The 21,996-nt window shown below is 71.4% G+C and carries 12 protein-coding genes; 8 read left to right on the plus strand and 4 right to left on the minus strand.

Annotation, left to right across the window (positions count from 1 at the left end):
• Positions 1–2 precede the first annotated feature (2 nt).
• The 5 genes from OV090_RS51070 to OV090_RS31960 all read left to right on the plus strand — a co-directional run bounded on the left by OV090_RS51070 (position 3) and on the right by OV090_RS31960 (position 12,919).
• Positions 3–5,909: a translocation/assembly module TamB domain-containing protein gene (locus OV090_RS51070; protein ID WP_267708447.1), complete on the plus strand. Its 5,907-nt coding sequence runs from the start codon at positions 3–5 to the stop codon at positions 5,907–5,909.
• Positions 5,881–9,987 (plus strand): BamA/TamA family outer membrane protein, encoded by a 4,107-nt coding sequence (locus OV090_RS31945; protein WP_267708448.1) that lies wholly within the window; start codon positions 5,881–5,883, stop codon positions 9,985–9,987. The genes OV090_RS51070 and OV090_RS31945 overlap by 29 nt, the downstream gene beginning before the upstream one ends.
• A 143-nt stretch (positions 9,988–10,130) precedes the next feature.
• Positions 10,131–11,054: a DUF1684 domain-containing protein gene (locus OV090_RS31950; RefSeq protein ID WP_267708449.1), complete on the plus strand. Its 924-nt coding sequence runs from the start codon at positions 10,131–10,133 to the stop codon at positions 11,052–11,054.
• 226 nt (positions 11,055–11,280) lie between these two features.
• Positions 11,281–12,225: a hypothetical protein gene (locus tag OV090_RS31955; RefSeq protein ID WP_267708450.1), complete on the plus strand. Its 945-nt coding sequence runs from the start codon at positions 11,281–11,283 to the stop codon at positions 12,223–12,225.
• A gap of 319 nt (positions 12,226–12,544) precedes the next feature.
• Positions 12,545–12,919, plus strand: coding sequence for an MYXO-CTERM sorting domain-containing protein (locus tag OV090_RS31960; protein ID WP_267708451.1), 375 nt, complete (start codon positions 12,545–12,547; stop codon positions 12,917–12,919).
• On the opposite strand, the gene OV090_RS51075 is transcribed toward OV090_RS31960, so the two are convergent.
• The 3 genes from OV090_RS51075 to OV090_RS31975 form a co-directional block, all read right to left on the minus strand.
• Positions 12,852–14,264 carry a thrombospondin type 3 repeat-containing protein gene (locus OV090_RS51075; protein ID WP_267708452.1) on the minus strand — a complete coding sequence of 471 codons (1,413 nt, stop codon included), beginning with the start codon at positions 14,262–14,264 and terminating at the stop codon, positions 12,852–12,854. The genes OV090_RS31960 and OV090_RS51075 overlap by 68 nt on opposite strands.
• Before the next feature lie 1,178 nt (positions 14,265–15,442).
• The gene (locus OV090_RS31970; protein ID WP_267712143.1) at positions 15,443–15,784 is read right to left on the minus strand and encodes a hypothetical protein; all 342 of its coding nucleotides are present in this window, start codon (positions 15,782–15,784) and stop codon (positions 15,443–15,445) included.
• Between the two features lie 631 nt (positions 15,785–16,415).
• Positions 16,416–17,759: a choice-of-anchor L domain-containing protein gene (locus OV090_RS31975; protein ID WP_267708453.1), complete on the minus strand. Its 1,344-nt coding sequence runs from the start codon at positions 17,757–17,759 to the stop codon at positions 16,416–16,418.
• A gap of 107 nt (positions 17,760–17,866) precedes the next feature.
• Between OV090_RS31975 and OV090_RS31980 the strand changes: the two genes are divergently transcribed.
• The 3 genes from OV090_RS31980 to OV090_RS31990 all read left to right on the plus strand — a co-directional run bounded on the left by OV090_RS31980 (position 17,867) and on the right by OV090_RS31990 (position 20,975).
• Complete coding sequence (locus OV090_RS31980) at positions 17,867–19,186, plus strand: M23 family metallopeptidase (protein WP_267708454.1); 1,320 nt, start codon at positions 17,867–17,869, stop codon at positions 19,184–19,186.
• A gap of 401 nt (positions 19,187–19,587) precedes the next feature.
• A complete protein-coding gene (locus tag OV090_RS31985) occupies positions 19,588–20,445 on the plus strand; it encodes an MBOAT family protein (protein WP_267708455.1) in 858 nt (285 codons plus the stop codon).
• Between the two features lie 293 nt (positions 20,446–20,738).
• Positions 20,739–20,975, plus strand: a complete 237-nt coding sequence (locus OV090_RS31990; RefSeq protein WP_267708456.1) for a hypothetical protein — start codon at positions 20,739–20,741, stop codon at positions 20,973–20,975.
• 290 nt (positions 20,976–21,265) lie between these two features.
• Here the strand turns inward: OV090_RS31990 and OV090_RS31995 are convergent, their stop codons facing one another.
• Positions 21,266–21,979, minus strand: a complete 714-nt coding sequence (locus OV090_RS31995) for a hypothetical protein (protein WP_267708457.1) — start codon at positions 21,977–21,979, stop codon at positions 21,266–21,268.
• Positions 21,980–21,996: the final 17 nt, after the last annotated feature.

The following is a 21,996-nucleotide window of genomic DNA, read 5'->3' on the forward strand; positions in this document are numbered from 1 at the left end:
ACGTGGCCAGCGGCGGCGGAACGGGCAGTGCATGGCAGCGGGAGGCCGATCTCCTCGCTGACGGCCGGGTGCGCCTCGAACGGCTGTGCAACAGCCGTCGCTTCCGTCACCTCTTCCCCGGCGGGCCGAACCTCGCCCTCCTCCTCGACGCCTACCAGGACCTGCAGCGCCAGCGCCTGGTCGGGCGGATCGCCTCCGGCGACTTGCGCGGAGCGCGCCGTTACCTGCGCAAGCAATTACGGCGACGCGTGCGGGAGGAGGCCGTCGAGCGCTCCTTGCGGCTCGCCTACCGGATCCCCCTCGCCCGGCCGCGGCCGTTTCGCGCCGAGCTGCCGCCGATCGTCGTCAAGGCGCTCGAGGCCGTCGACGACGACGTCGAGCCGCGAGTCCGCGATCACGTCCTCGGGCGGGTCGACGGCGACGTCCCCGGCCCTGACGTCGATCCGCGGCTGCACCACGGCTTCGGTCAGCTGCGCGAGGCGCTGGTCTTCCACGCGCTCGCCAACCCCGACGAGATCGGCGCCCTGCACCCTCAGGTCCTGCGCTTCGCCGCCTCGCCGCAGCCGATCCGGCGCCAGAACCCGCTGCTGCGGTTCCTCCTCGTCAAGCTGCCGATCTCGTTCGTCCTCGGCTTCCTCGGCCTCTTCAGCGTCGTCTACGTCGTCGCCTACTTCTTCGTCAACGACGCCACGCTCGGCCGAATCCTCACCGTCGTCATCGACAAGCAGATCAACGGCCGCCTCGAGCTCGGCAGCGTCCACTGGCGGCCCGACCTCATCATCGACCTCGTCACCGGCCAGCCGCACCACGCCACGGTCACCGGCATCAAGTTGTGGGCCGGCTACATGAAGCAGGACAAGCCCGAGCCGGACAGCCTGATCGCCACGTGCGACGGCCCGGTCGACGCCGGGATCATCCTGCACGAGATCATCCCGTGGAACCGCTTCCTCGTGCCGGCGGTGCTCGAGGTCCCGTGGGTCCTGCACTTCACCGACATCTGGACCGAAGCGCCGATGCGGCTCGACGTGTCCGAGATCAAGACCCGCTACGCCGACGGCACCGAGGCCTGGATCGTCGACCTCGTCGAGGCCTTCGGGCCCGGCCCCGGCCCTTACCCCGAGCTCAGCACCCGCGCGCTGAGCATCCGCATCGACCACACCGACCTCGCCGAGCTCGCGCTCGACCTCGACTTCCGCGGTCAGACCGGCTGGCAGACCCAGCTCGCGCTCGAGGACGTCGGCGCCCTCCTCGTGTTCGAGGGCCTCCACCCCAAGAAGCCGCCGCCGCTCAAGAAGCCGCTGCAGTTCGACCTCAACGCGCTCGCCACCACCGGCGTCGCCCGGATCACCGCCCTGGGCTACGAGCTGCCGATCGAGAACCTCAAGCTCGAGCACTTCGCGTCCGGCGGCGACGGTCCGCTGGGCGACATCCGGATCCGCGCCGAGGGCCTGATCGGCGGCTCGCACGGCCTCTTGCGCGGGTGGTTGCGCGACATCTTCACCGCCGGCAAGCGCAGCGTCGACGTCACCGCCCTGTTCACCGACGCCGGCCCGATCGGCCGCCTGATCACCCGCGTCCACGGCCTCGCCGATCCGATGATCGACGCCTTCGGCGCCCCCGCGCAGCTGGCCTTCCGCGGCCCCTTCACCGACATCCGCATCGGCCTCGCCGCCTCCGGAGTCGGCCTCAACTTCTTCACCGACCCGAGCGTCGACTGGGCGATCAAGGACGCCGCCATCGACGCCACCCTCGCCCGCGACCCCGTCCCCGACACCTGGACGCAGTACATCCCGGCCGGCGAGGAGCGGTGGATCCTCGACATCGCCCGCTTCGAAGGACATGTCCTCGGGGGCAGCCTCAGCCTGCGCGAGCACGAGGCCAGAAACCACCTCGTCCTCGGCGTCGGCCCCGAGCGGCGCATGCTGCTGGCCGCGCAGACCGAGCTGCGAGACATCGACCCCGGCGAGCTCGTGGCCGCCGGCGGCACCCGGGCCATGCTCGCCGGCACCGCCTCCGGCAAGCTCGACGTCCGCGAGTTCGCCCTCGACCTCGGCGCCCCCGCGCCGACCACCAGCGAGGAAGGCCCTGGCCCCACTGCCACCCCGGCCGACGTCACCTTCGCGCTGGCGCCCGAGTCCCCGCCGCCCAAGAAGACCGGCAAGACCCGGCCGAAGACCCGGGGCGAGGCCGCCGAGCCGGTCGCCGACGTCCTGGCGAACGCCGCCGAGGGAGCCACGCCGACCGAGGAGAAATCGCCGCTCGACCGCATCGTGCTCGAGATCGGCGCCCTCAAGATCGAGCGGCGGCGCGGCAACGACGGCCTGCCGCGGCGGATCCGCCTCGACGGCGGCGTCGTCCTCGACCGCGACGACGGCCTCGACCTCGCCGACCTGCTCGTCACCGTCGACGGCGCCACCCTCAGCGTCGACGGCGGACTCGACGCCAAGTTCTCCACCCTCAAGCCCACCGACATCAAGCTCAAGATCAGCGACGGCAAGGCCTTCTTCGCCAGCATCGGTCAGAGCCCGTTCGTCGAGCGCCTGCAGGCCGGCCTCACCGTCTACGGGCCGATCGGGCGCCCGAGCGGCCGCAACGGCTCGCTGCAGCTGTCGGACGTCGGCCAGGGCCAGTTCGCGGTGCAGAACATCCGCGACGTCTCGCTCGGCCTGCACGACGGCGTGCTCAGCCTGAAGAGCCAGCGGGCCACCGTGCTCGGCGGCGCCGGGGCGCTCGACGTCGACGTCGGCCTGTTCGACGGCAAGGGCGTCAGCGGCGATCCGACCCTGCGCGCCAGCATCGACCTCACCGGCGTCGAGCTCGACCGCGTCGGCGGCGACAGCATCGGCGGCAAGGCCGACATCCGGCTCGACATCGGCGACGACGCCAAGCGCCCGGTCCCGCTGTCGAAGTTCCAGGCCCGCGGCGCAGTCTCGGTGCCCGAGCTCAAGGTCGCCCACGGCCAGCTGCGCGACACCGAGGCCCGCTTCAGCCTCACCCGCGACGGCATCAGCATCGACGAGTTCGTCGCCCGCCAGCACCGCCGCCCCAGCCCCTCGGCCGCGCCCGACCTCAGCGTCCCGGTCGGCGACGTCAGCGGCAAGGGCTCGGTCAGCTTCGACAGCGACCCGCAGCTCGACCTGCAGATCTCCGGCCGTCGCCTGCCGATCAGCACCTTCGCCGCGATCGCCGGCCTCACCGACCTGCCCGCCGGCGCCCAGATCGATCGCGGCACCGACCTCAAGATCACCGGCACCCTGGCGCGCCCGAGCGTGCACGGCACCGTCGAGCTGACCGCCATCAACGCCGTCGGCATCCCGCTCGGCTCCGGCGAGCTGCAGCTCGACAGCATCGACCGCCCCGCCGGCGACGGCCTGGCCGCGCGGCGCGAGATCGTCGTCAAGGGCCGCTTCGGCGACGACGGCGGCCGCAGGCGCCGCGCCCCCTACGAGTGGGACGTCGACGCGGTCATCGCCATCGGCGAGAAGCCGCGCGGCAGCAAGAGCCCCTCGTACGCCGCCGACCTCGCGGTCCACTTCGCCAACCTCCCGCTGCGCAACCTGCTCGGCGCCGCCGGCATCGAGCCGGGCGAGGGCCTGCACGGCCAGGCCGAGGGCCTCACGGTCAGCGCGCGAACCTGTCCTCCGGGACAGCCGATGATCACCTCCTGCCTGTGGCGCGACGGCCAGGGCGACCGCGACCTCAAGATCCTCGTCGAGCTCGATCGCCTGTGGGCCGCCGGCCGCCCGCCGAACTCGGGCGTCGCCGCCGGCAGCAACTTGCCCGGCGACCCGTGCCGCGAGTCCGACTCGCTGTGCACCGCCAACCGCCTGGTCGCCACCTTGCAGGGCACGCGCCTCAGCCTGCGCGACGGCTGGGAGCTGCGCTCGGGCGGCAGCGCCAGCGGCAAGACCCTCTCGGTGTCCGGCGACGTCGAGCTGTCGGCCTCCCCCGAGGCCAAGGCCAAGGACACCACGCGCGACTGCAGCGAGCCGCCGAACGCCGCGCGCACGCCCCCGCCGACCGGCGCCAGCGCGCGCGTCGCCGGCGAGCTCGACCTCGCCGGCCTGCACGCCTTCGTCGCCGGCACCGCGGTGTCCGGCATCGCCGGCAAGATCGGCCTCGACGTCAAGCTCGACGGCCACGTCTCCGACCCGATCATCACCGGCAGCTTCAGCGTGCCCGATCCGCGTCAGCCCGTCACCGCCAAGGCCGCGGGCACCACCTTCGCCGTGCCCAAGCTGTCGCTGCAGTGGGCCCAGGACGCCCTCCTCGCATCCGGCGAGCTGTCGGTGCGCGGCCAGACCGTCCAGTTCGGCGACCTCAACGGCCACCGCACTTTCTACGTCCTCGGAGGCGAGTGCGGCGGCAGCTTCTCCGCCGCCGCGCGCGGCCGCCTCGACGGCCGGCTGTTCCGCGAGTTCCTGCCGAGCACCTTCTCCGCCAGCTCGGGCGGCCTGCAGATCGCCGACGCCCACGTCGCCGGCCGCATGGGCGACAGCCTCGACCTCAAGACGGTGCGCGCCCGCGTCACGCCGGCGCCCGGCGGCCTGATGGTCGAGCTCGACGGCCTCGGCATCGAGGCGATCGACGTCGACCAGGGCGTCATCGAGATCCAGCGCTGCAGCGAGGCCGATCCGTGCCCGGCCAACAAGGACGGCTTCGGCGTGTTCGTCGGCGGGCGCACCGCGGCGATCGACGACCTCGCCGCGCCCGAGGGCCACCTGCGGGCCCGCGTCGGCGACCGCGGCTCGCTCGCGCTGTGGGGCAACGTCGTGCTCGCGCCCGACTTCTCGCGCCTCGAGAGCAGCAGCCTGCGCGTCGACGTCGACGACGTGCAGTACAAGATGTTCGACAACTCGGGCCGGCCGCAGCTCTACGCCGCGATCTCGGGCAAGGGCATCGTCCTCGAGGGGCGCGACGTCCAGACCCTGCGCGGCGACGTGCAGGTCGCTCGAGGCCGCTGGGTGCGCGACGCGCAGCAGGGCGTCAAGGTGCTATCCTTCGCCGATCCGACCTCCGCGCCGTCCGCTCCGCCGCCCGAGATCTTGCGCGACATGAACCTCGACCTCCGGCTCCGCACGACCACGCCCTTCCGGGTCGACAACAACATCATGAAGGGCGTCGAGGGCTCCGTCTCGCTGGCGATCGGCGGCACGATCGCCGACCTCGAGATGTCGGGCCGCGTCGACGTCACCGCCGGCGTGCTCGACGTCGCGATCCTCAACGGCGCCTACGACATCACCTACGGCCGCGTCCTGCTCGAGAACAACCTGTCGTCGAGCAAGGTCGACGTCCGCGCCCAGCGGCAAGAGCCGGTCTACATCGACAACCAGCCGCGGCAGATGTCGCTGATCCTCGGCGGCACCCTCGACGCCATCACCTTCCGCTGCAGCGTCCTCGGCGACACGCGCGCGCGCAGCCGGACCCAGCGCGAGTGCGTCGACTACGCCATCCTCGGCAGCGGCAACCGCGAGGTCGCCGACGCCAACGTGCGCCGCTACGGCTCCGGCGGCCTGCTCGGGCGCCCGCTCGGCCTGGTCGGCAACCTCACCGAGATCAACCTCAACCGCTACGTCGAGAAGTCGGTCCCGCGGCTCGCCCCTTACCTGCCGCAGGTCGGCGCCCAGCTCGGCCAGCTCGGCGTCGAGGTCAACGCCGAGACCCCGCGGCCATGGTTCCGCACCGACTGGGGCAACCTGACCATCGGCGCCGGCTACACCCGCGGCTACCCCGGCCTGCTCCTGCGCAACAGCTACGACTGGCGCGTCCGCTTCCGCCTGCTCGACTCCGCCGTCCTCGAGTTCCGCGACAACCGCCGCTCTTACTTCAACGAGCGCATCATCTTCGACCCTCTCCGCCAGCGTTCGCTCGAGCTGCGCCTTGAATACCAGCTTCCCAGCCTGCGCTGATCCCCGCCTCGCCCGGCGCCGCACCCTGACGCGACTGCTCGCCGTCGTCGCGCTCGCGTGGGTCAGCACCGCGCCGGCGTGGGCCGCTCCTCCGCCGGGCCCGCCGCCCGGCTCGCAGGCGCCGATCACCACGACGCCCGCTCCGACGAGCGAAAACAAAGAGACAGGCACCAAAGGACCTTCCCCAAAGGACAGTACCCAAGCGCCAGGTCCCGAAGGACCTGCCCCCAAGGACATCCAGACACCCGCCGGCAAGCCCGCCGATCCGACCAACAAGCCGCCGGCCAAGCCCGACCAGCCGGCCCCGCCGCCCGCGCCCGCCGGCATCGACGACGTGCCCGACCAGACCGAGCCGCCCGCCGAGCCCCCGCCGGGCGAGGGCAGCGAGCTGGCCGCGCCGACCACCACCGACGAGGCCCCCGAGATCCCGACCCCGAGCGTCGTCACCAGCGGCCCGACCTGCGCCCGCGTCGACGCCGGCGCCGACCCGTTCGGCCTCATCGACCGCGCGCTCGACAGCCTGCGCGACCGCGGCGGCTTCGAGGTCGGCGCGCGCGAGCGCGGCACCACCCTGCGCGGCACCGCCTGCGTCGTCAGCCTCAGCGGCAAGGACTTCGCCCTCCTCTACTACCAGCTCGACCTCACCGCCGAGGAGGGCGGCTACGTCATCGCCCTCGAGCCCAAGGGCGCCGGCGAGGTCGAGCTCAGCGTCCGCCCCGTGCTCGAGGGCGAGGACCCCGGCGTCGTGTTCGCCCGCATCGAGCGCGCCCGCGTCGTCGGCGACAAGTTCCTGCCCGGCGACGACGGCGTCCGCCTGCGCAAGATCCTCGACCTCGGCACCGGCTATTTGATCCCCGCCGCCATCTCCGCCCAGCTGCAGCAGCTCGGCTACCGCGCCCAGTTCGAGCCGGCCGGCGCCAACGAATTGACGATCCGCGTCGAGCCGGGCCAGAGCATCCGCCGCGTGCGAATCCGCGGCCACCTGCCGCTGTCGAAGACCGAGGTCCAGCGCGAGCTCAGCATCAACTCGCGGCCCGGCTCGCTGTCTCGCGGCGTGTGCGTCTCGCCCCGCAAGCTGCGCAAGGAGCGGCCGCAGGTGTGCGAGCCCGGCGACGCCGCCTGCACCAAGTGGGAGGCCGACGAGGTCGATCGCCTCAAGCGCTACCTCTACGACAAGGGCTACCTGCGCGGCAGCGCCTCGCTCGGCCTCACCTGCGGGCGCGCCAGCGACGAGGTCGACCTGTGGGTGTTCCTCGAGAAGGGCCCCGCGTACCGCGTCCCGATGCGCCAGGTGAAGGTCGTCGGCAAGGTCTCCGAGGACGACAAGGGGTGGATCCGGCGCGCCTTCTGGCCGCGCGTCAAGGCCACGCCGTTCCCCGCCCGCATCACTCGCGAGCGCGTCGAGGAGAGCCGTGAGCGCGTCGAGCGACAGTTCGCCGAGCCGCGCGACGCCATCATCCGCCGCACCGCCACCTCGCGGCTCGCCCTGCCCTACCCGCAGGTCCGCGTCGAGACCAGCTACGACGACCTCAAGCCCGAGGACATCCCGAAGACCGGCAAGCTGCCGCTGACCGTCAACGTCGACCTCGGCCCGGGCGTCAAGACCGCCTTCATCGGCCGCCGCAGCTACTCCGAGCAGCGCCTGCGCAACGAGCTGCAGCTGTTCTCCCGCCGCGAGGCCCCGAGCGAGCAGACGGCCCAGCGCGAGGCCGCCAACCTGCGCTCCTTCTACCAGAGCAAGGGCTTCCTCCTCGCCGAGGTCGACGGCCGCTACGACGACTACGGCAACGCCCCCGGCGCCCTCACCTTCCAGATCAAGGAGGGCCCGGTGGTGCGCATGAAGAAGCTCGACCTCGTGGTCGGCCGCGGCGTCCCACGCGGCGTGCGCGAGCGGCTCGAGCGCGACTTCGCCGACGAGCGCGTGCTGCGGGCTCCGGGCACCTTCACCGAGGCCGCGGTCGTCGACCACCTCTCGGCCCTCCTCGCCAAGTTCGCCGACGCCGGCTACCTGTGCGCCCAGGCCGGCGTGCGCGTCGCCTTCTGGCCCGACGGCCTCGACAAGAAGGGCGAGTACGCCGACGTCGACGTCGAGACCATCCTACGCCGCGACTCCTTCGCCGCCTGGGCCGCCCGCGACCTCGACCCGAAGGGCCTCGCCGCCCTGCGCAAGCAGTCGCGGGCCGAGCTCTACGTGCGCGTCACCGTCGAGCCGGGCCCGCGCGTGTTCACCTCGCGCAAGCCCGAGGTCATCCGCTACCTCGACGGCCCGGTCCCCGGCGACCGCGAGATCGAGGGCCAGCCGCACCACGAGCGCGGCGAGTGGGGCGCGACCCGCATGCTCCGCGGCACCGCCCTGCGTCACAAGGGCGACGACCGCCCCGGCGGCATCCCGCTCGCGACCTCGCTCGATCGCGACGTCGAACAGGGCATCGTCGACAACTACCGCAACGACGGCTTCCCGGTCGCCGACGCCGAGCTGCGCTGGCTCTACACCGACCCGCGCACCAAAGAGGTCAAACCTGTCCCGAACGCCAGGCGCCTCGTCGACCCCGAGGTCGGCCTGTGCCAGGCCTACGCCAGCGGCAGCGCGGTCGAGGTCGAGAGCGAGATCAGCGTCTACGAGGGCCGCCCCGGCGTGTTCGGCGACACCGTCATCCGCGGCAACTTCAAGACCCGCAGCTGGATCTTGCGGCGGCAGTTCGCCCACAAGCCGGGCGGCGTGTACTCGCGGGCCAAGGCCGACGAGTCGCGGGCCAACGTCGACGGCCTCGACGTCGCCGAGAGCACCGAGCTCACCGCCTACCCGACCGGCTGCGACCTCGACGACGCCCCGGGCGAGCGCTGCACCGTCCACCAGGTGCTCGAGATGCGCGAGTCGAAGGACGTCTCGGTCAAGCTGCAGGGCGGCGTCGGCCTGGCCACGCTCGACCCGTTCTACGTGTTCCTCCACCCGATCTTCCCCAACCTGTTCGGCACCGCGTGGGACCTCGACGTCCTCGGCCACTACGGCTTCAACACCAGCCAGTTCTCGAGCAACGTCCCCTTCCTCGGCGACTGCGCCGGCCAGCCCTGCTACGAGCGCAGCGTCCGCGGCCGCCTGGCCCGCCCGCGGATCTTCGCCACCCCGCTGACGCTCGAGATCAACGGCCAGTACCAGCGGCGCGTCACCCCGGCGCGCGGCCCGATCGAGCTCGCCGTCGGCAACATCACCCTCAGCTACAGCCGCAGCCGCGCGCTCCAGCTCTACGTCGGCTACCTGATCCAGAAGAGCAACATCTCGCAGGACGTCGCCAAGCCGGCCTTCACCCCGGAGACCGAGCTCGGCCTGCCCTCGGTCGTCAACCGCCGCGACGCCATCGTCTCCGACCGCACCGGCGCGCTCACGGCCGGCTTCACCTACAACAACACCGAGAACCCCTCGAACCCGGAGAAGGGCATCATCGTCCAGGGCGACCTGCGCTTCGCCTCGCCCTACTTCGGCGGCCAGGACTGGTTCATCCGCACCGACCTCGCCTTCCAGCACTTCATCCCGATCCCGCGCACCGGCAACCGCCTCAACTTCCGCTACGCCCTGCGCTACGGCCACGCCATCCCGCTGCCCAGCCTGCCGGGCGGCTCGGGCGCGGCGGGCGTGCCGGAGATCTGGCGCTACTGGGGCGGCGGCACGGCCGACCTCGGTCTGCGCGGCATCTTCCCCGAGACGATGCTCGTCGACATCGAGGAGATCGACACCGGCGACGGCTTCAAGCGCCTGCACTACACCGCCCAGGGCGGCCACATCCGCGCCCTCGCCAGCATCGCCCTCCAGGTCACCTCGCTCAACGACTTCCTCGGCGGCAAGATCCACCACTCGCTGTTCTTCGACCTCGGGATCCTGACCCAGCGCTGGTCGCAGGTGCAGTTCGCCCGCGACTTCCGCCGCAGCGTCGGCATCAACTTCATCAAGTGGGACATCAAGCTGGTCACCCTCGCCCTCGGCTACGCGATCCTGCTGCCCAACTCGATCGCCCCCGGCAACGTCAAGCCGATCGACGACCGCAACGGCCGCTTCATCTTCGACGTCGGCATCACCTTCTGACCGCTGCGACATGTCCTTCGGGACATATCGCACCGCGCGATCACATGCCCTGAAGGACATCCACGTAAACTGTCCCCCGGGACATCTTGCACGACCTCTCACACATGTCCCCCGGGACACCTGCTCGCCACCCCGCCCGACCCATGCGTCACCTGCTCTCCGAGGGACTGCGCGCCGCGCTCCTGCTCGCCGTCGCTCTCCCCGCCTGCCACCCGCAGGCGCCGCCGCCCCCGGCCGTCGATCCGGCCTACGCCGCCGAACACGCCCGCTGGCACGCCGCGCGGATCGAGGCGCTGCGGGCCCCGCAGGGCTGGCTCGCCCTCGCCGGGCTCTACTGGCTGCAGCCGGGTGAGTACCGCCTGGGCGCCGATCCTGGCGCCGACATCGTCTTCCCCGCTGGCGCGCCGGCCGAGGTCGGTGTCCTCGCGCTCGCGGACGGGCGCGTCCGCCTGCGCCTCGCGCCCGGCGTCGACGCCAAGATCCGCGGCGAAGCGATCCAGGACGTCGTCCTGCGCTCGGACCTCGATCCCGCTCAGCCCGCCGACCGCGTCGAGCTCGGCGACCGCTTCACCTTCCTCGTCATCGCCCGCGGCGATCGCCTGGGCCTGCGCCTCTACGATCACCAGGCCGAGGAGCGGCGCGAGTTCACCGGCGTCGCCACCTTCGCCCTCGACCCCGCGTGGCTGATCCAGGCCCGCTTCGAGCCGCTGGCGACCCCGCGGACCATCGATCATCCCACCGTGCTGGGCACCGTCCAGCCGGCCCAGGTCCCCGGCACCGCCGTCTTCACCGTCGACGGCCAGGAGCACCGCCTGACCCCGATCCTCGAGCACGGCCCCGGCGGCGACGCTCTCCTGTTCGTCTTCAGCGATCGCACCAGCGGCCGCGAGACCTACCACGGCGGTCGCTTCCTGCTCGCCGAGCTGCCGCGCGACGGGACCGTCCTGCTCGACTTCAACCGCGCGCACAATCCCCCCTGCGCCTTCACGGCCTACGCCACCTGCCCCGTCCCCCTGGCCGAGAATCGCCTGCCCTTCCCCGTCCCGGCCGGCGAGAAGACGCCCTAGGCGACCCTCGCTGCGCGATCGCCCGCGCGTCCCCGAGGGTCGCTCGCGCATGGTGGCGAAGCTCCCCGCGGCCGCGCGACGGAACCGCAGCGCGCTGGCCATCGCGGCGCAGTTCGTCGCTCGCGCGAGCTCTCCGACCGTCCTCGCCGAGCCCTGCTGCCGCGCCGCCCCGGGCAGGCCGCGGACGTCACGGGCGCGCTGCGTCCGGACTCGCTACCCTTGGGGCATGCCTCGCCTTGAACTCGCCCTATTCATGTTCGCCGTGGTGGCGGTGGCCTGCGCCGACGACACCACCGCGATGACGTCCGGCAGCGAAGCCTCGACCACGGCCTCCACGGCCGGGCCCGACACCACCACCGGCCCCACCACCACCGACGCGCAGACGACCACCGCCCCCGAGCCGACCGGCGCGAGCACGATCACCACGGTCACCACGGCCAGCACCACCGAGCCCGCGACCACCACGGACCCGGTCACCACCACCGATCCGACCACCGCGACCACCACCGATCCGACCACCCCGAGCACCACCGAGCCCGCCACCGTCAGCACCACCGACCCCGAGACCACCGGCGGCGGCGTGTGCGGCGTCGAGGGCGACACGGTCAGCGCCGAGCTGGCGCAGATGGGCAAGCCCGTCGCGTGCGGCCCGCTCGAGTTCACCGGCACCCGGATCAGCCCGCAAAAGGGCCCCGTGTGGCAGCTCGACGGCTGTGCCTGCGGCGACAACTGCCTGATCCCCGACCCGTGGACCCTCAGCGTCTCGGCCCCCGCCGCCTGGCTGCCGCTCATGCCGGCCTGCCCGCGGATCGTCGTCGACCGCGTCGAGGGCTTCGGCGGCTGTCAGTTCGCCGCCATCTCCGTGTGGGACCTCCAGGCCCCGGGCGAGCCCGCCGTCTATCACGCCGGCCACGGCCTCTCCCCGACCCAGGCCGGCGCGGCCGAGCTCACCGTCACGCCGCAGAGCGTCGAGACCTGCGACTGCATGGGCTGCTGCCAGCCCGCCGAGCTGTGGGACCTGCAGTTCACGCTCGGCGGCGCCGACGTGACCCTCACCGAGGGCGAGAGCGCCCCGCTGGGCCAGCGCAACGCCATCAACTTCGAGTCGCACCACATCGGCCTGTGCGACGCCCCGCTCGACGTCCACTGGGCGATCCGCAAGCCCGCCTGACGACATGGCTCTCAGGACATTCCCTTTTCGACATGTCTTCTTCGACATGTCCTGAGGCGAATCCCCGCGCCGGCGAGGACGCTCGCACGCCTGTCCTCATAGACATGCCCTTTTAGACATGTCCATCTCGCCACCCTGATACGCTCTCTGCCTGCCGCGCGCCCCGCTCACCGGCTGCGGCCTGCCCGCGCCGGCGAGGTCGCTCCGCCGCCGCTCGCCGGCCGCAGCGTGACTTTCGGACGGCCTGTCCCTCGGGACATCTTGCTCGCTCCGCGCCTGCGAGTGGACAGCCGGCCGCGGACCCGCCTATCCTCCCGGCATGGTCCACGCACTCGGCCTCGCTCTCGCCCTCTTCGCCCCCGCCGCCACCACCACGGGGGTCATCCAGGCCGAGGACGAGCCGGCCTGGGGCACCTCGCCGACCATGGGACCGGTCACCGACACCGCCGCCTCGAGCACGACCGACGACACGAGCACCGGCACGACCGGCGCCACCGCGAACGACACCGCCGGCGACACCGCCGGCGACACCGCCGGCGACACCGCCACGATGCCGCCGGTCTACGAGGCGTGCGGATGCAGCAGCGGGGGCGAGGCCGGCGGCTGGGCCGCCCTCGCCCTGCTCTTCACTGCGGGATCACGGTGCCGACGCCGGCGCCCCACCACGTCACGTTCTTGTTGCCGAGCGGCGTGACCACCTTGGTCTGCGGGTCGATGCGGAACATCTGCCCGCCCGAGTCGAACGCCAGGATCAGCCCCTCCCAGCCCGCCAGGCCGTAGACCTGCGGGTTCTGGGCCAGCGTCGCCAGCTCGCTCTGGACCGCGCCGGTGGCAGGGTCGACCTGCACGATCACCGTGCCGCCGACCCCCTGCTTGTTGACCGCGCCGTAGGTGCCGACGCCCTCGATCGAGAACGCATCACCGGCCGAGGTGTAGCCCGCGCCGTACTGACCGATCTGCTGGATGTTGAACATCCCGTTCTGCAGCGCCAGCTTGTACCACTGGCCCGAGTTGGCGATGCCGACCAGCGTGTCCTTGTTCGGGTCGAGGATGCCCTTCGGGATCATCGTCAGACCGTTGAAGCTCTGCGGCAGCGTGCCGAGCTTGTACGCCTGGGCCGTCTGCGGGTTGATCACGTAGCCGCACCCGAACGTGACCGCGTACAGCACGCCCCAGCGATCGATCGCCACGTCGGTCACCGAGTGGTCGCAGGCGTCGTTGGAGAACTTGAAGTTGCTGACCATCGACACCGCGTAGGGGTCGGTGACGTCGACGGTGTACAGGTTGCCGGACGAGTGGGCGTAGATCTTGAACGGCGTCGTCACGCCGGGCAGGTTGCCGTCGTTGGCGAACGGGTCCTCGGCGTTGGGGATCCCGTCGCCGTCGAGGTCGTTGTCGCAGACGTCGCCGAACACGTCGCCGTCGGTGTTCTTCTGGTCCTGGTTGGGCACCAGCGGGCAGTTGTCCATGGGGTCGGGGACCGTGTCGTTGTCGTCGTCCTCGTCGCAGGCGTCGCCTTGGCCGTCGCCGTCGGTGTCCTCCTGCATCGGGTTGGCGTCGGCCGGGCAGTTGTCGTCCGCGTCCGGCACCATGTCGTCGTCGTCGTCGTCGTCATCGACCGGGTCGGTCGTCGACGTCCCCTCGGTGGTCCCGTCGGTCGTCCCGTCGCTCGTCTCGGTGCCCGTGCTCTCGATGCCGGTGGTGGTGCCGAGAGAGTCGTTGGTGGTCGTCGCCGGCCCGGTGGTCGCGTCGCCGGTGGTCGTGTCCACGCCCATCGTGTTGGTCGCCTCGCCGGTCGCCAACGTGGTGCCGTCGTCGGTCGACGTGCCCGGGAACGTGTCGGTGGAGGCGCTCGTGGTCGTCGGCTGGGCCTCGGTGTCGGAGCTGGGCGAGCCGGTCGAGTTCCCCGACGTCTGGCCGTCGGACAGGCTGTCCGTCGAACCGCCGGTGCCGCTCGCGGCCGTCGAACAGCCAGCCAGCGCGAATACGAGGGAACATGAACCAAGAGACACGTGACGAAAGCCAGAGCGGAGAGCCATGGCGCCACCCTATCCCATCGCCGACGTGAGAACCACTGTCGCCGACGACGCCGGCCATGAAGACCTCCGCGCGGGCGCGCTCTCTCGCCGGCACGAGCCCACGGACGGGCCCCGGCGCCTGGGTAGATCTCCGCGTCCGAAGCCCCGCGAGCCCCGGTCCCCGGGACGACCGCAGCGGGTGACATGTCCCGAAAGACATGTCTTTTCTTTTTAAAAGGGGCCGGTCGAGCCGCCGCTCCTCGCCCCGGCCGAACCGGCTACCGCCGCGGGACTCGACCTCGCCCGCGAGCGACGGGTCGGGCAACCGACCCAAGCACCGCGTCCCGGTGGAGCACCTCGTGGGACGGCGAGAAGGACATGCCCGACAGACATATCCTCCTACCGCACATGAGCTCTGCGCTCTCGCCCCGGCCGGGCCACGAGCGGGACGGCGGGAACATGCCCCGAAAGACATATTCACCGGCCGCCCACGAGTCCTTCGGTCTCACACCGGCCGCGGCCGCTAGCGGGACGGCGGGAACTCGATCTCGTCCGCGAGCGACGGGTCGGCCTCGCATCCAGGCCCCGCGAGCCAGTGGGAGCGCGCGCGAGGCAGGCTGACCACGAGCAGCCCAATCTCCGGCACCCCGTCGCCGTCATTGTCACAATCCGGGCACCCGTCTCGTCCGCGTGACCATCGAAATCCTCGGGCAAGTCAGGGCAGCAGTCGAACTCCTCTTCGAAGCCGTCGAAGTCGCTATCCACGAAACGGTGGACCGGCGTGAAGATTCCGACCACCGGCGGCGGAACGGCCGCCTCGAGACACCGACGCTTTCTCATCGCCCGCGCCGTCGTCGGCAGCGCGACCGCGCAGCACACCCGGGTGTTGTAGAACACGTCCGGCGGCCTCGGACGCGACACTTCCTCCCACGAGGGGATCGAGCGCGGCGGCGTCGGCCTTGGGCAAGCGGCAAGCGCCGCGCTCAGCAGCAGACCCGGTCCCGCTCGCCAATGGAGCTCGTCCCTGTGCCCGCAGCGCCCGTCACCTCGCCACAGACTAACCGCGTGACCCTTCGCCTGTCACGGAGAGAGCAGCGACCGCAGCTCGGCTTGTGAGCCCGACCGGCGAGCGCCTCGAGAACGACGAGAAGGATATGGCCTCGCCGAACTGAGGTTCGCTCTGACGCCGGCCGCGGCCGCTAACGGGGAGGCGAAAACTCGACCTCGTCAGCGAGCGATGGGTCGGCCTCGCAGCCGGGCCCTGCGAGCCAGCGGTAGTCCACGCTGGCGGGGCAGACCGCGAGCAGCCCGATCTCCGGGACCCCGTCACCGTCGTTGTCGCAATCCGGGCAGCCGTCCTCGTCCGCGTGACCATCGAAATCCTCGGGCAAATCAGGGCAGCAGTCGCGGTCATCGGTGTAGCCGTCGAAATCGCTGTCCACGAAGCGGTACGGCCTGAAGAAACCAACCACATGCGGCTGGGCGACCGCACCCTTGCAAAAATGATGGAGCATCGACCGCGCCGTGTTCGGCAGCGCCACCGCACAGCACTTCCGCGTCGCAAATCGAACCGGACCTCTTCACCCGACTGCGGCTTACCCTCGCCGATCCATCCGAGCTGACGGCTCTGTCGGGGCTCCTTGCTGGTAGCAGGCGCTCCGATCACCTCGACGGAGACGAGCTTCTTTAGCACCATGGCCAGCACGTGACCTTGCCAATCACATTCCTCACCAGGCCGACCTGATCGGCTGACGGAACGACGGCTCCCCCTGCCCCGATCGCGGACCGATCTGGGACAGAACCAGGCGTCGCTTCGCCGCTCCTTCATGGTCATGGACGACTCGCTCCGCCTCGAGCTCGCGCGGATGCTCCGGCCGAGTCACGCGGAGGGTCGTCGGCATGTCCGATAGAACATTCTCCGATGTACATGTTCTATCGGACATGCAGCCGCCATGGCGACCTCTCGACACAGGAGCGGGAGCACGCCGTTTGCAGCGGGGCATGATCAGCCATCGCCGAGCAGCGTAGTTCAAGGCCGCGAACGCGGCAACGGTGAGAGGACGCCGTCGCCGCATCGCGCGGACTGGCACAATCCGGTCGGCCGGTCGGTCACGAGGCCGCGGAGGCCGCGCTCGCGCGCGTCACAGCGCTGCTTGCAAGGCCGCCACGAGCTCACCCCGCGGTGCAGCAGGCCGGGTGACCTTCGGTGCCGCACATCGGATCGTCGAGCGGGTCGACGCACAGGCCGCAGCACTTCGGGTGGCCCTCGGTGCCGCACAGCGGGTCGACCTCGAGCGGCACGCAGCCCTTGCAGTCCCAGCGCCAGTGGTCGACCACGGTCACCGTGGCCTTGCTGCTGTCGCCCATGTCCATCATCGCGAACGCGAACGTGAACGTCTCGCCGGGGACCACCTGCGCCTGGATCGTCACCCAGCCGGTGGTGCCGTGCGACTCGAAGCCGGTCCCGGCCAGCTCGGGCGCGTCGTCGACGTAGCCGGCGTTCACCATCGCCTCGGCCAGCGACGTGACCGTGAACGGCTGTCCGGCGATGAACGTCACGTTGCCGGTGTACGCCTCGCTGGTCGACCAACCGATGAACATATCGTTGTAAGTGTCGCCGACGAAGTCGGGGTATTCCGACGAGAAGAACACCGCGTCGAACAGGAAGCCGTCGACCCCGGGCGGGACCTCGACGGTGAACGAGCCGAACAGCAGGTCGTTCGGGTCGCCGTTGCCGAGCGTCCAGTTGGGCTCGATGCTGTCCGAGCAGTCGTTGACCCCGTCGCACCCGGCGAACGGAGTGCCGCCCTGGCCGCCGTCCGACCCGACCAGCGGGCTCATCGGCGCCGGCAGGGCGTTCGGCATGTCGGGGTTGAAGTTGTTGTCGTTTTCGAACTGCGACATCGTCTCGACCAGGACCCCGTCGCCGTCGAGGTTGGCGACGCGACCTGTACTGAGGACCAGGAACTTCTCGCCCTCGCGCGGGCGGAACAGCAGCTCGCCGGGCGCGTTCGGATCTTCGGCGGTGCCGAAGCCCCGCGCGGCCCGCCACGCGATCGGCTGCGACATGAACACCGGGTCGCTGATCGGGATGGTGTTCTCCTTGGCCCCCGGACAGCCGACCCCGATCGCGTGGAACGGGTCGGTGTCGTCGTCCTCGTCGCACACCAGCAAGATGCCCGGCGCCCCACACTCATCGGTCCCGGTCGTGCCCGTGCTGTCGTCCGTGGTCGACGTCGAGGTCGTCTCGTCGGTGGTCGCCTCGCTCGTCGATGTGCTCGTGCTCGTGGCGTCGGTCGGCAGCACCGGCTCGGTCGTCGTCGGCGCAGTGGTGGAGGTCGACGTCGACGTCGTCGAGGTCGAGTTCGTCGTCGGTTCGCCGGTCGTCGGCGCAGTCGTCGACGCGTCGGTCGTCATCATCGTCGACCCGGTCCCCGTCGCGAACCCCGAGGCGCTGCCCTTCTCGTCGTCGCCGCACGCCCCCGATCCGGCAGCGACGAGCGACACGGCGAACATGCGAGCGAGCGATAATGTTAGGCGCATGGCCAAGCTTCGCGAATTCATCGCGGCTCGCCCAGCCCTGCCTTGTCGCACGGCGCAGCGCGCGGGTATCGTCGACGGCGATGGCTCGCTCGCACGCGCTCACGTCGGCTGTCCTCGCTGTCACGATCACGCTCGCTTGCGGCGAGTCCGCAGGACCGTCGGGGTTGTCGGCGGGGACGATCACGAGCGCGTCCGCCGTGACCGCCGGCGCCACCACCGACGCGAGCGATTCCGGCAGCAGCGGCGGTCCCACCGGCAGCGACAGCGCGAGCACCGCTGCGCCATGCGATCAGCTCACGCTGTGTCCGACGACCACCGCACCCGACCCGTCCACCGGCACGAGCACCGGCGACGGCACCACGCAGGGTCCGCTCACCACGAGCACCACCGATCCGAATACGCCCGCAGATCCGTGTGACGGCGTCGGCGACGGTCCGCACTGCGGCGGCGAGCTCGGCGGTCTCGCCGATCACAGCAGCCTCTACCAGTGCGCCGGCGGCTCGACGCAGTCGGCCACCCCCTGCCCCGGCGGCTGCGAGGCCGGCGCGTGCAAACCGATCGCGCGAGATCCGTGCGCCTCGGCGATGAGCGGCAACGGCCTCTACTGCGGCGGCACGCTGATGGGCGGCGACGCCACGGTCCTCTACAATTGTCAGAACGGCGCGACCGCGGGCCAGACAGCGTGCAGCGCCGGCTGCAAGGTCAACCCGCCGGGCGTCGCCGACGCCTGCAACCCCGAGGGCGATCCGTGCCAGGGGGCGATGAGCGGCGACGGCCTCTACTGCGGCCAGAGCCTGCCCGAAGGTGACCCGAACGACCTGTACGATTGTGCAGGCGGCGAGACTGCGAGCAAGACGGTGTGCCCCGACGGCTGCCAGGTGAATCCGCCGGGCGTGGCCGACGCGTGCAAGGCGGTGCCGAACGGCGGCGAGTGCTGCCTGCACGTCCCGCCCGGCGTGGTGACGCAGGCGTTCTCGGCCTGCGGCAACGGCGGCTCGCACTACGGCATCGACTACGGCGTCGCGCTCGGCACCCCGATCTACGCCGGCATCGCCGGCACCGTGGTCGGCCAGCAGACCGGCCTGCCCAACTGCTACGACAACGGCTGCAGCATGCAGTGCTGGAACGCCTTCAACTACGTCAAGCTGAAGTCCGACTGCGGCGACCCGAACAACCCGGCCAACGATCTGTTCGTCTACTACCTCCACATCGACAGCCTCGGGCCCGCGATCCAGAACGGCAGCCACGTCGATCAGGGCCAGCTCGTCGCCTACAGCGGCAACTCCGGCTGCTCGTCGGGGCCACACATCCACCTCGAGACCGTCAGCGTGCCCAAGGGCCAGAGCGCGAGCCTCAACACCTGCAGCTCGGAGAACCCCCTCGGCGACTTCTGCCCGTGAGCGCCGGCTCTCGGGTGTCTCGCGTACCCGGGCGACGAGCCTCTCAGCGAGCCCAGCCTGTGTCGCTGCGAACCTCCGCGAGACAGCGTCGTCTGTCGACGTGTCCGCGCTCGCGTGTCCTCGACAACAAACCTCTCAGCGGGCCCAACCTACGTCGCTGCGACCCTCCGCGAGACCCTCACGGCTCGCCGGTCGTCGAACCATGATCGTCATCGCAGTCCGGTGCTCGTCGCCCTCGTGTCCGCGAGCTCGACGAGGCTCGAACCTCCGGCTCACACGGGTGCGCTCGCGCGTGCGCGCCGCGGGATCGTCGCCGCGGCGCGGCGGCGCGCCCGACTTGTGACCTGTCCCACGAGCCAGCTGGTCGAGCGCGGCGCCGGCCGGGTACACTGCGCGCGACGATGCTCGCGCTCCTCGTCCTCGCCGCCCTCGTCACCGCCGGCTCCCCGCTGCGGCGCGCGCTCGGGCTGCTCGTCGCCCTGCCGGCCTTCCTCGCCCCGTTCGGCGCCGACTCCCCGTTCCTCCGCGCGCTCCTGGCCGCGGCGGCGTTCTGGGGCTTCGCCCGCCTGATCGACCTCGCCCGCGAGCCGCGCGAGTTCGGGCCGGTGCGCCGGGTCGTCCACGTGCTGGCGATCGTCGACAGCCGCCGCTGCGGGTGGGTCACTCCGCGCTTCGACGTCGCGGTGTGGTCGCGGACCGCGGTCGCGGCTGCCTTCATGTACATGTCCTTGTGGACAGGCGTGGTCCTGGCGCCGCACCACGGCGGTCTCCCGCTGCGCTGGCTGGCCGGGTGCGCCTTCATCTACGCCTTCGCCGAGACCGCCGCCGGCCTGCTCGAGGGCATCGGCCGGCTGCTCGGCGCTCGCGTGCCGCCGGTCCAGCGCCACCCGATCCTCGCCCGCAGCCTGCGCGACTTCTGGGGCGAGCGCTGGAACCTGGTCGTCAACCGCTGGCTGCGGCAGCACTGCTTCGTCCCGCTGGCGCGTCGCGGCCGCGCCGGCGCCGGCCTCGCGCTCGCGTTCGCCGTCAGCGTCGCCCTTCACACGTGGATCGTCGCCGCCTCGCTCGACCTCGACATGGTCTTGCGGACAGCCGCGTTCTTCTCCTTGCAGGGCGTACTGCTGGCGGTCGAGGGCCCGCTGCGGGTGCGCCGCTGGCCGCTGCCGCTGGCCCGGGCGTGGGCGCTGGGCGGCACCATCCTGCCGTCGCCGCTGTTCACCGAGCCCATGCTGCGAATGTTCGCCGAGCTGGTGACCTGAGCCCGGCCCGGGTTAGTCGAGCACGCCACGCGGCTCGCGCCGCGGGGTCGCGCCGCAGCGACCTCGTGGGCGCGCCGTCGATCTTCGGCGACGAATCGACGAGCGGGCCCTGCCACTCTCAAACAACGGTCGCGCACGTGGACCGCCTCCACCTCGCACATCTGGCTCGATGCGCCGCACCGCCGCTCGAATTCGCCAGTTGCTCGATCCGCCCCGCCGACCATGCTCCCGACGCCGAGCCTCGGACGGGCGAACGACCGCCTGACCCGAAGGACAGATCAGGAGAAACGACCATGACCACCCCGAATCAGAAGAATCCGCAGCAGGGCAATCGACAGGATCGCGGCACCGGCCAGACCCAGGACGAGCGCCAGCGCAACCCGCAGCAGCCCGGCCGCCAGCAGACCGACGCGCCGGCCAGCACGCCGCGCACCGATCGCGATGTCCAGCAGCCCGACTACCCGAACCGCAATCGCACCGACATGGGCGATCGCACGGACGTCGACGACAAGGGTCAGCAGGACCGCTGAGCCCTGCAGTCGCGTGACGGTGCAAACGCGCCGGGCCGACCTCTCGAGGTCGGCTCCGGCGCGTCGTCGCGAGCGGCGTCGCAGCGCGCACGCTCGCACTCGACTGTCACTCGAAGCCCGGAACTCGAAACGATGCGAGCACGCGGTAGATCGCGCGACTTCGGATCCGGCTGCGACGCGCAGCGCCGTCGCCCGCGCGGACGATGGCCGGCGATCTTCTCATCGAATGCCCGCGCCGCGAGACGCAGTCAGACGCGAGCTCGGCCCATCGTCGTGATGGAGCGACGCGATCAGAGCGTGTCGCCCTCACCCTCGCCGTCGCCCTGCGTGTCGCCCTCGCCCTCGCCCTCGCCCTGCGTGTCGCCCTCGCCGCCGTCGCCCTGCGTGTCGCCTTCGCCGCCGTCGCCCTGCGTGTCGCCTTCGCCCTCGCCGTCGCCTTGCGTGTCGCCCTCGCCGCCGTCGCCTTGCGTGTCGCCCTCGCCGCCGTCGCCTTGCGTGTCGCCCTCGCCACCGTCGCCTTGCGTGTCGCCCTCGCCGCCGTCGCCCTGCGAATCGCCCTGCGTGTCGCCCTCGCCGCCGTCGCCCTGTGAATCGCCCTGCGTGTCGCCCTCGCCGCCGTCGCCCTGCGAATCGCCCTGCGTGTCGCCCTCGCCGCCGTCGCCCTGCGAATCGCCCTGCGTGTCGCCTTCGCCGCCGTCGCCCTGCGTGTCGCCCTCGCCCTGCGAATCGCCTTGCGTGTCACCATCGCCCTGGCTCTCGCCGTCACCGTCGCCCTGCGACTCGCCATCGCCGTCGCCATCGCCGTCGCCGTCGCCTTGTGATTCACCCTCGCCGTCACCCTGCGAGTCACCCTCGCCCTCGCCCTCGCCCTGCGAGTCGCCCTCGCCGTCCTTCTGGTCGTCGTCGGCCTGGTCGTCCTCGATCTTGCCGTTGATCTCGATGTCACAGCCGACCAGGAAGAAGAACGTGGACAGGGAAAGGATCGAAGTGCCGAAGATGCGCATGAGTGTTGGTCTCCGCC

The organism is Nannocystis sp. RBIL2, from assembly GCF_026626745.1.
In the GTDB taxonomy this organism is placed as follows: Bacteria; Myxococcota_A; Polyangia; order Nannocystales; family Nannocystaceae; genus Nannocystis.

Excerpts from the sequence above, each read along its gene's own strand:
- OV090_RS31995 (WP_267708457.1), bottom strand. The coding sequence starts at position 21,979 with ATGCGCATCTTCGGCACTTCGATCCTTTCCCTGTCCACGTTCTTCTTC.
- OV090_RS31985 (WP_267708455.1), top strand. The coding sequence starts at position 19,588 with ATGCTCGCGCTCCTCGTCCTCGCCGCCCTCGTCACCGCCGGCTCCCCG.
- OV090_RS31975 (WP_267708453.1), bottom strand. The coding sequence starts at position 17,759 with ATGTTCGCCGTGTCGCTCGTCGCTGCCGGATCGGGGGCGTGCGGCGAC.
- OV090_RS31950 (WP_267708449.1), top strand. The coding sequence starts at position 10,131 with ATGCGTCACCTGCTCTCCGAGGGACTGCGCGCCGCGCTCCTGCTCGCC.
- OV090_RS31990 (WP_267708456.1), top strand. The coding sequence starts at position 20,739 with ATGACCACCCCGAATCAGAAGAATCCGCAGCAGGGCAATCGACAGGAT.
- OV090_RS51075 (WP_267708452.1), bottom strand. The coding sequence starts at position 14,264 with ATGGCTCTCCGCTCTGGCTTTCGTCACGTGTCTCTTGGTTCATGTTCC.
- OV090_RS31960 (WP_267708451.1), top strand. The coding sequence starts at position 12,545 with ATGGTCCACGCACTCGGCCTCGCTCTCGCCCTCTTCGCCCCCGCCGCC.
- OV090_RS31980 (WP_267708454.1), top strand. The coding sequence starts at position 17,867 with ATGGCTCGCTCGCACGCGCTCACGTCGGCTGTCCTCGCTGTCACGATC.
- OV090_RS31955 (WP_267708450.1), top strand. The coding sequence starts at position 11,281 with ATGCCTCGCCTTGAACTCGCCCTATTCATGTTCGCCGTGGTGGCGGTG.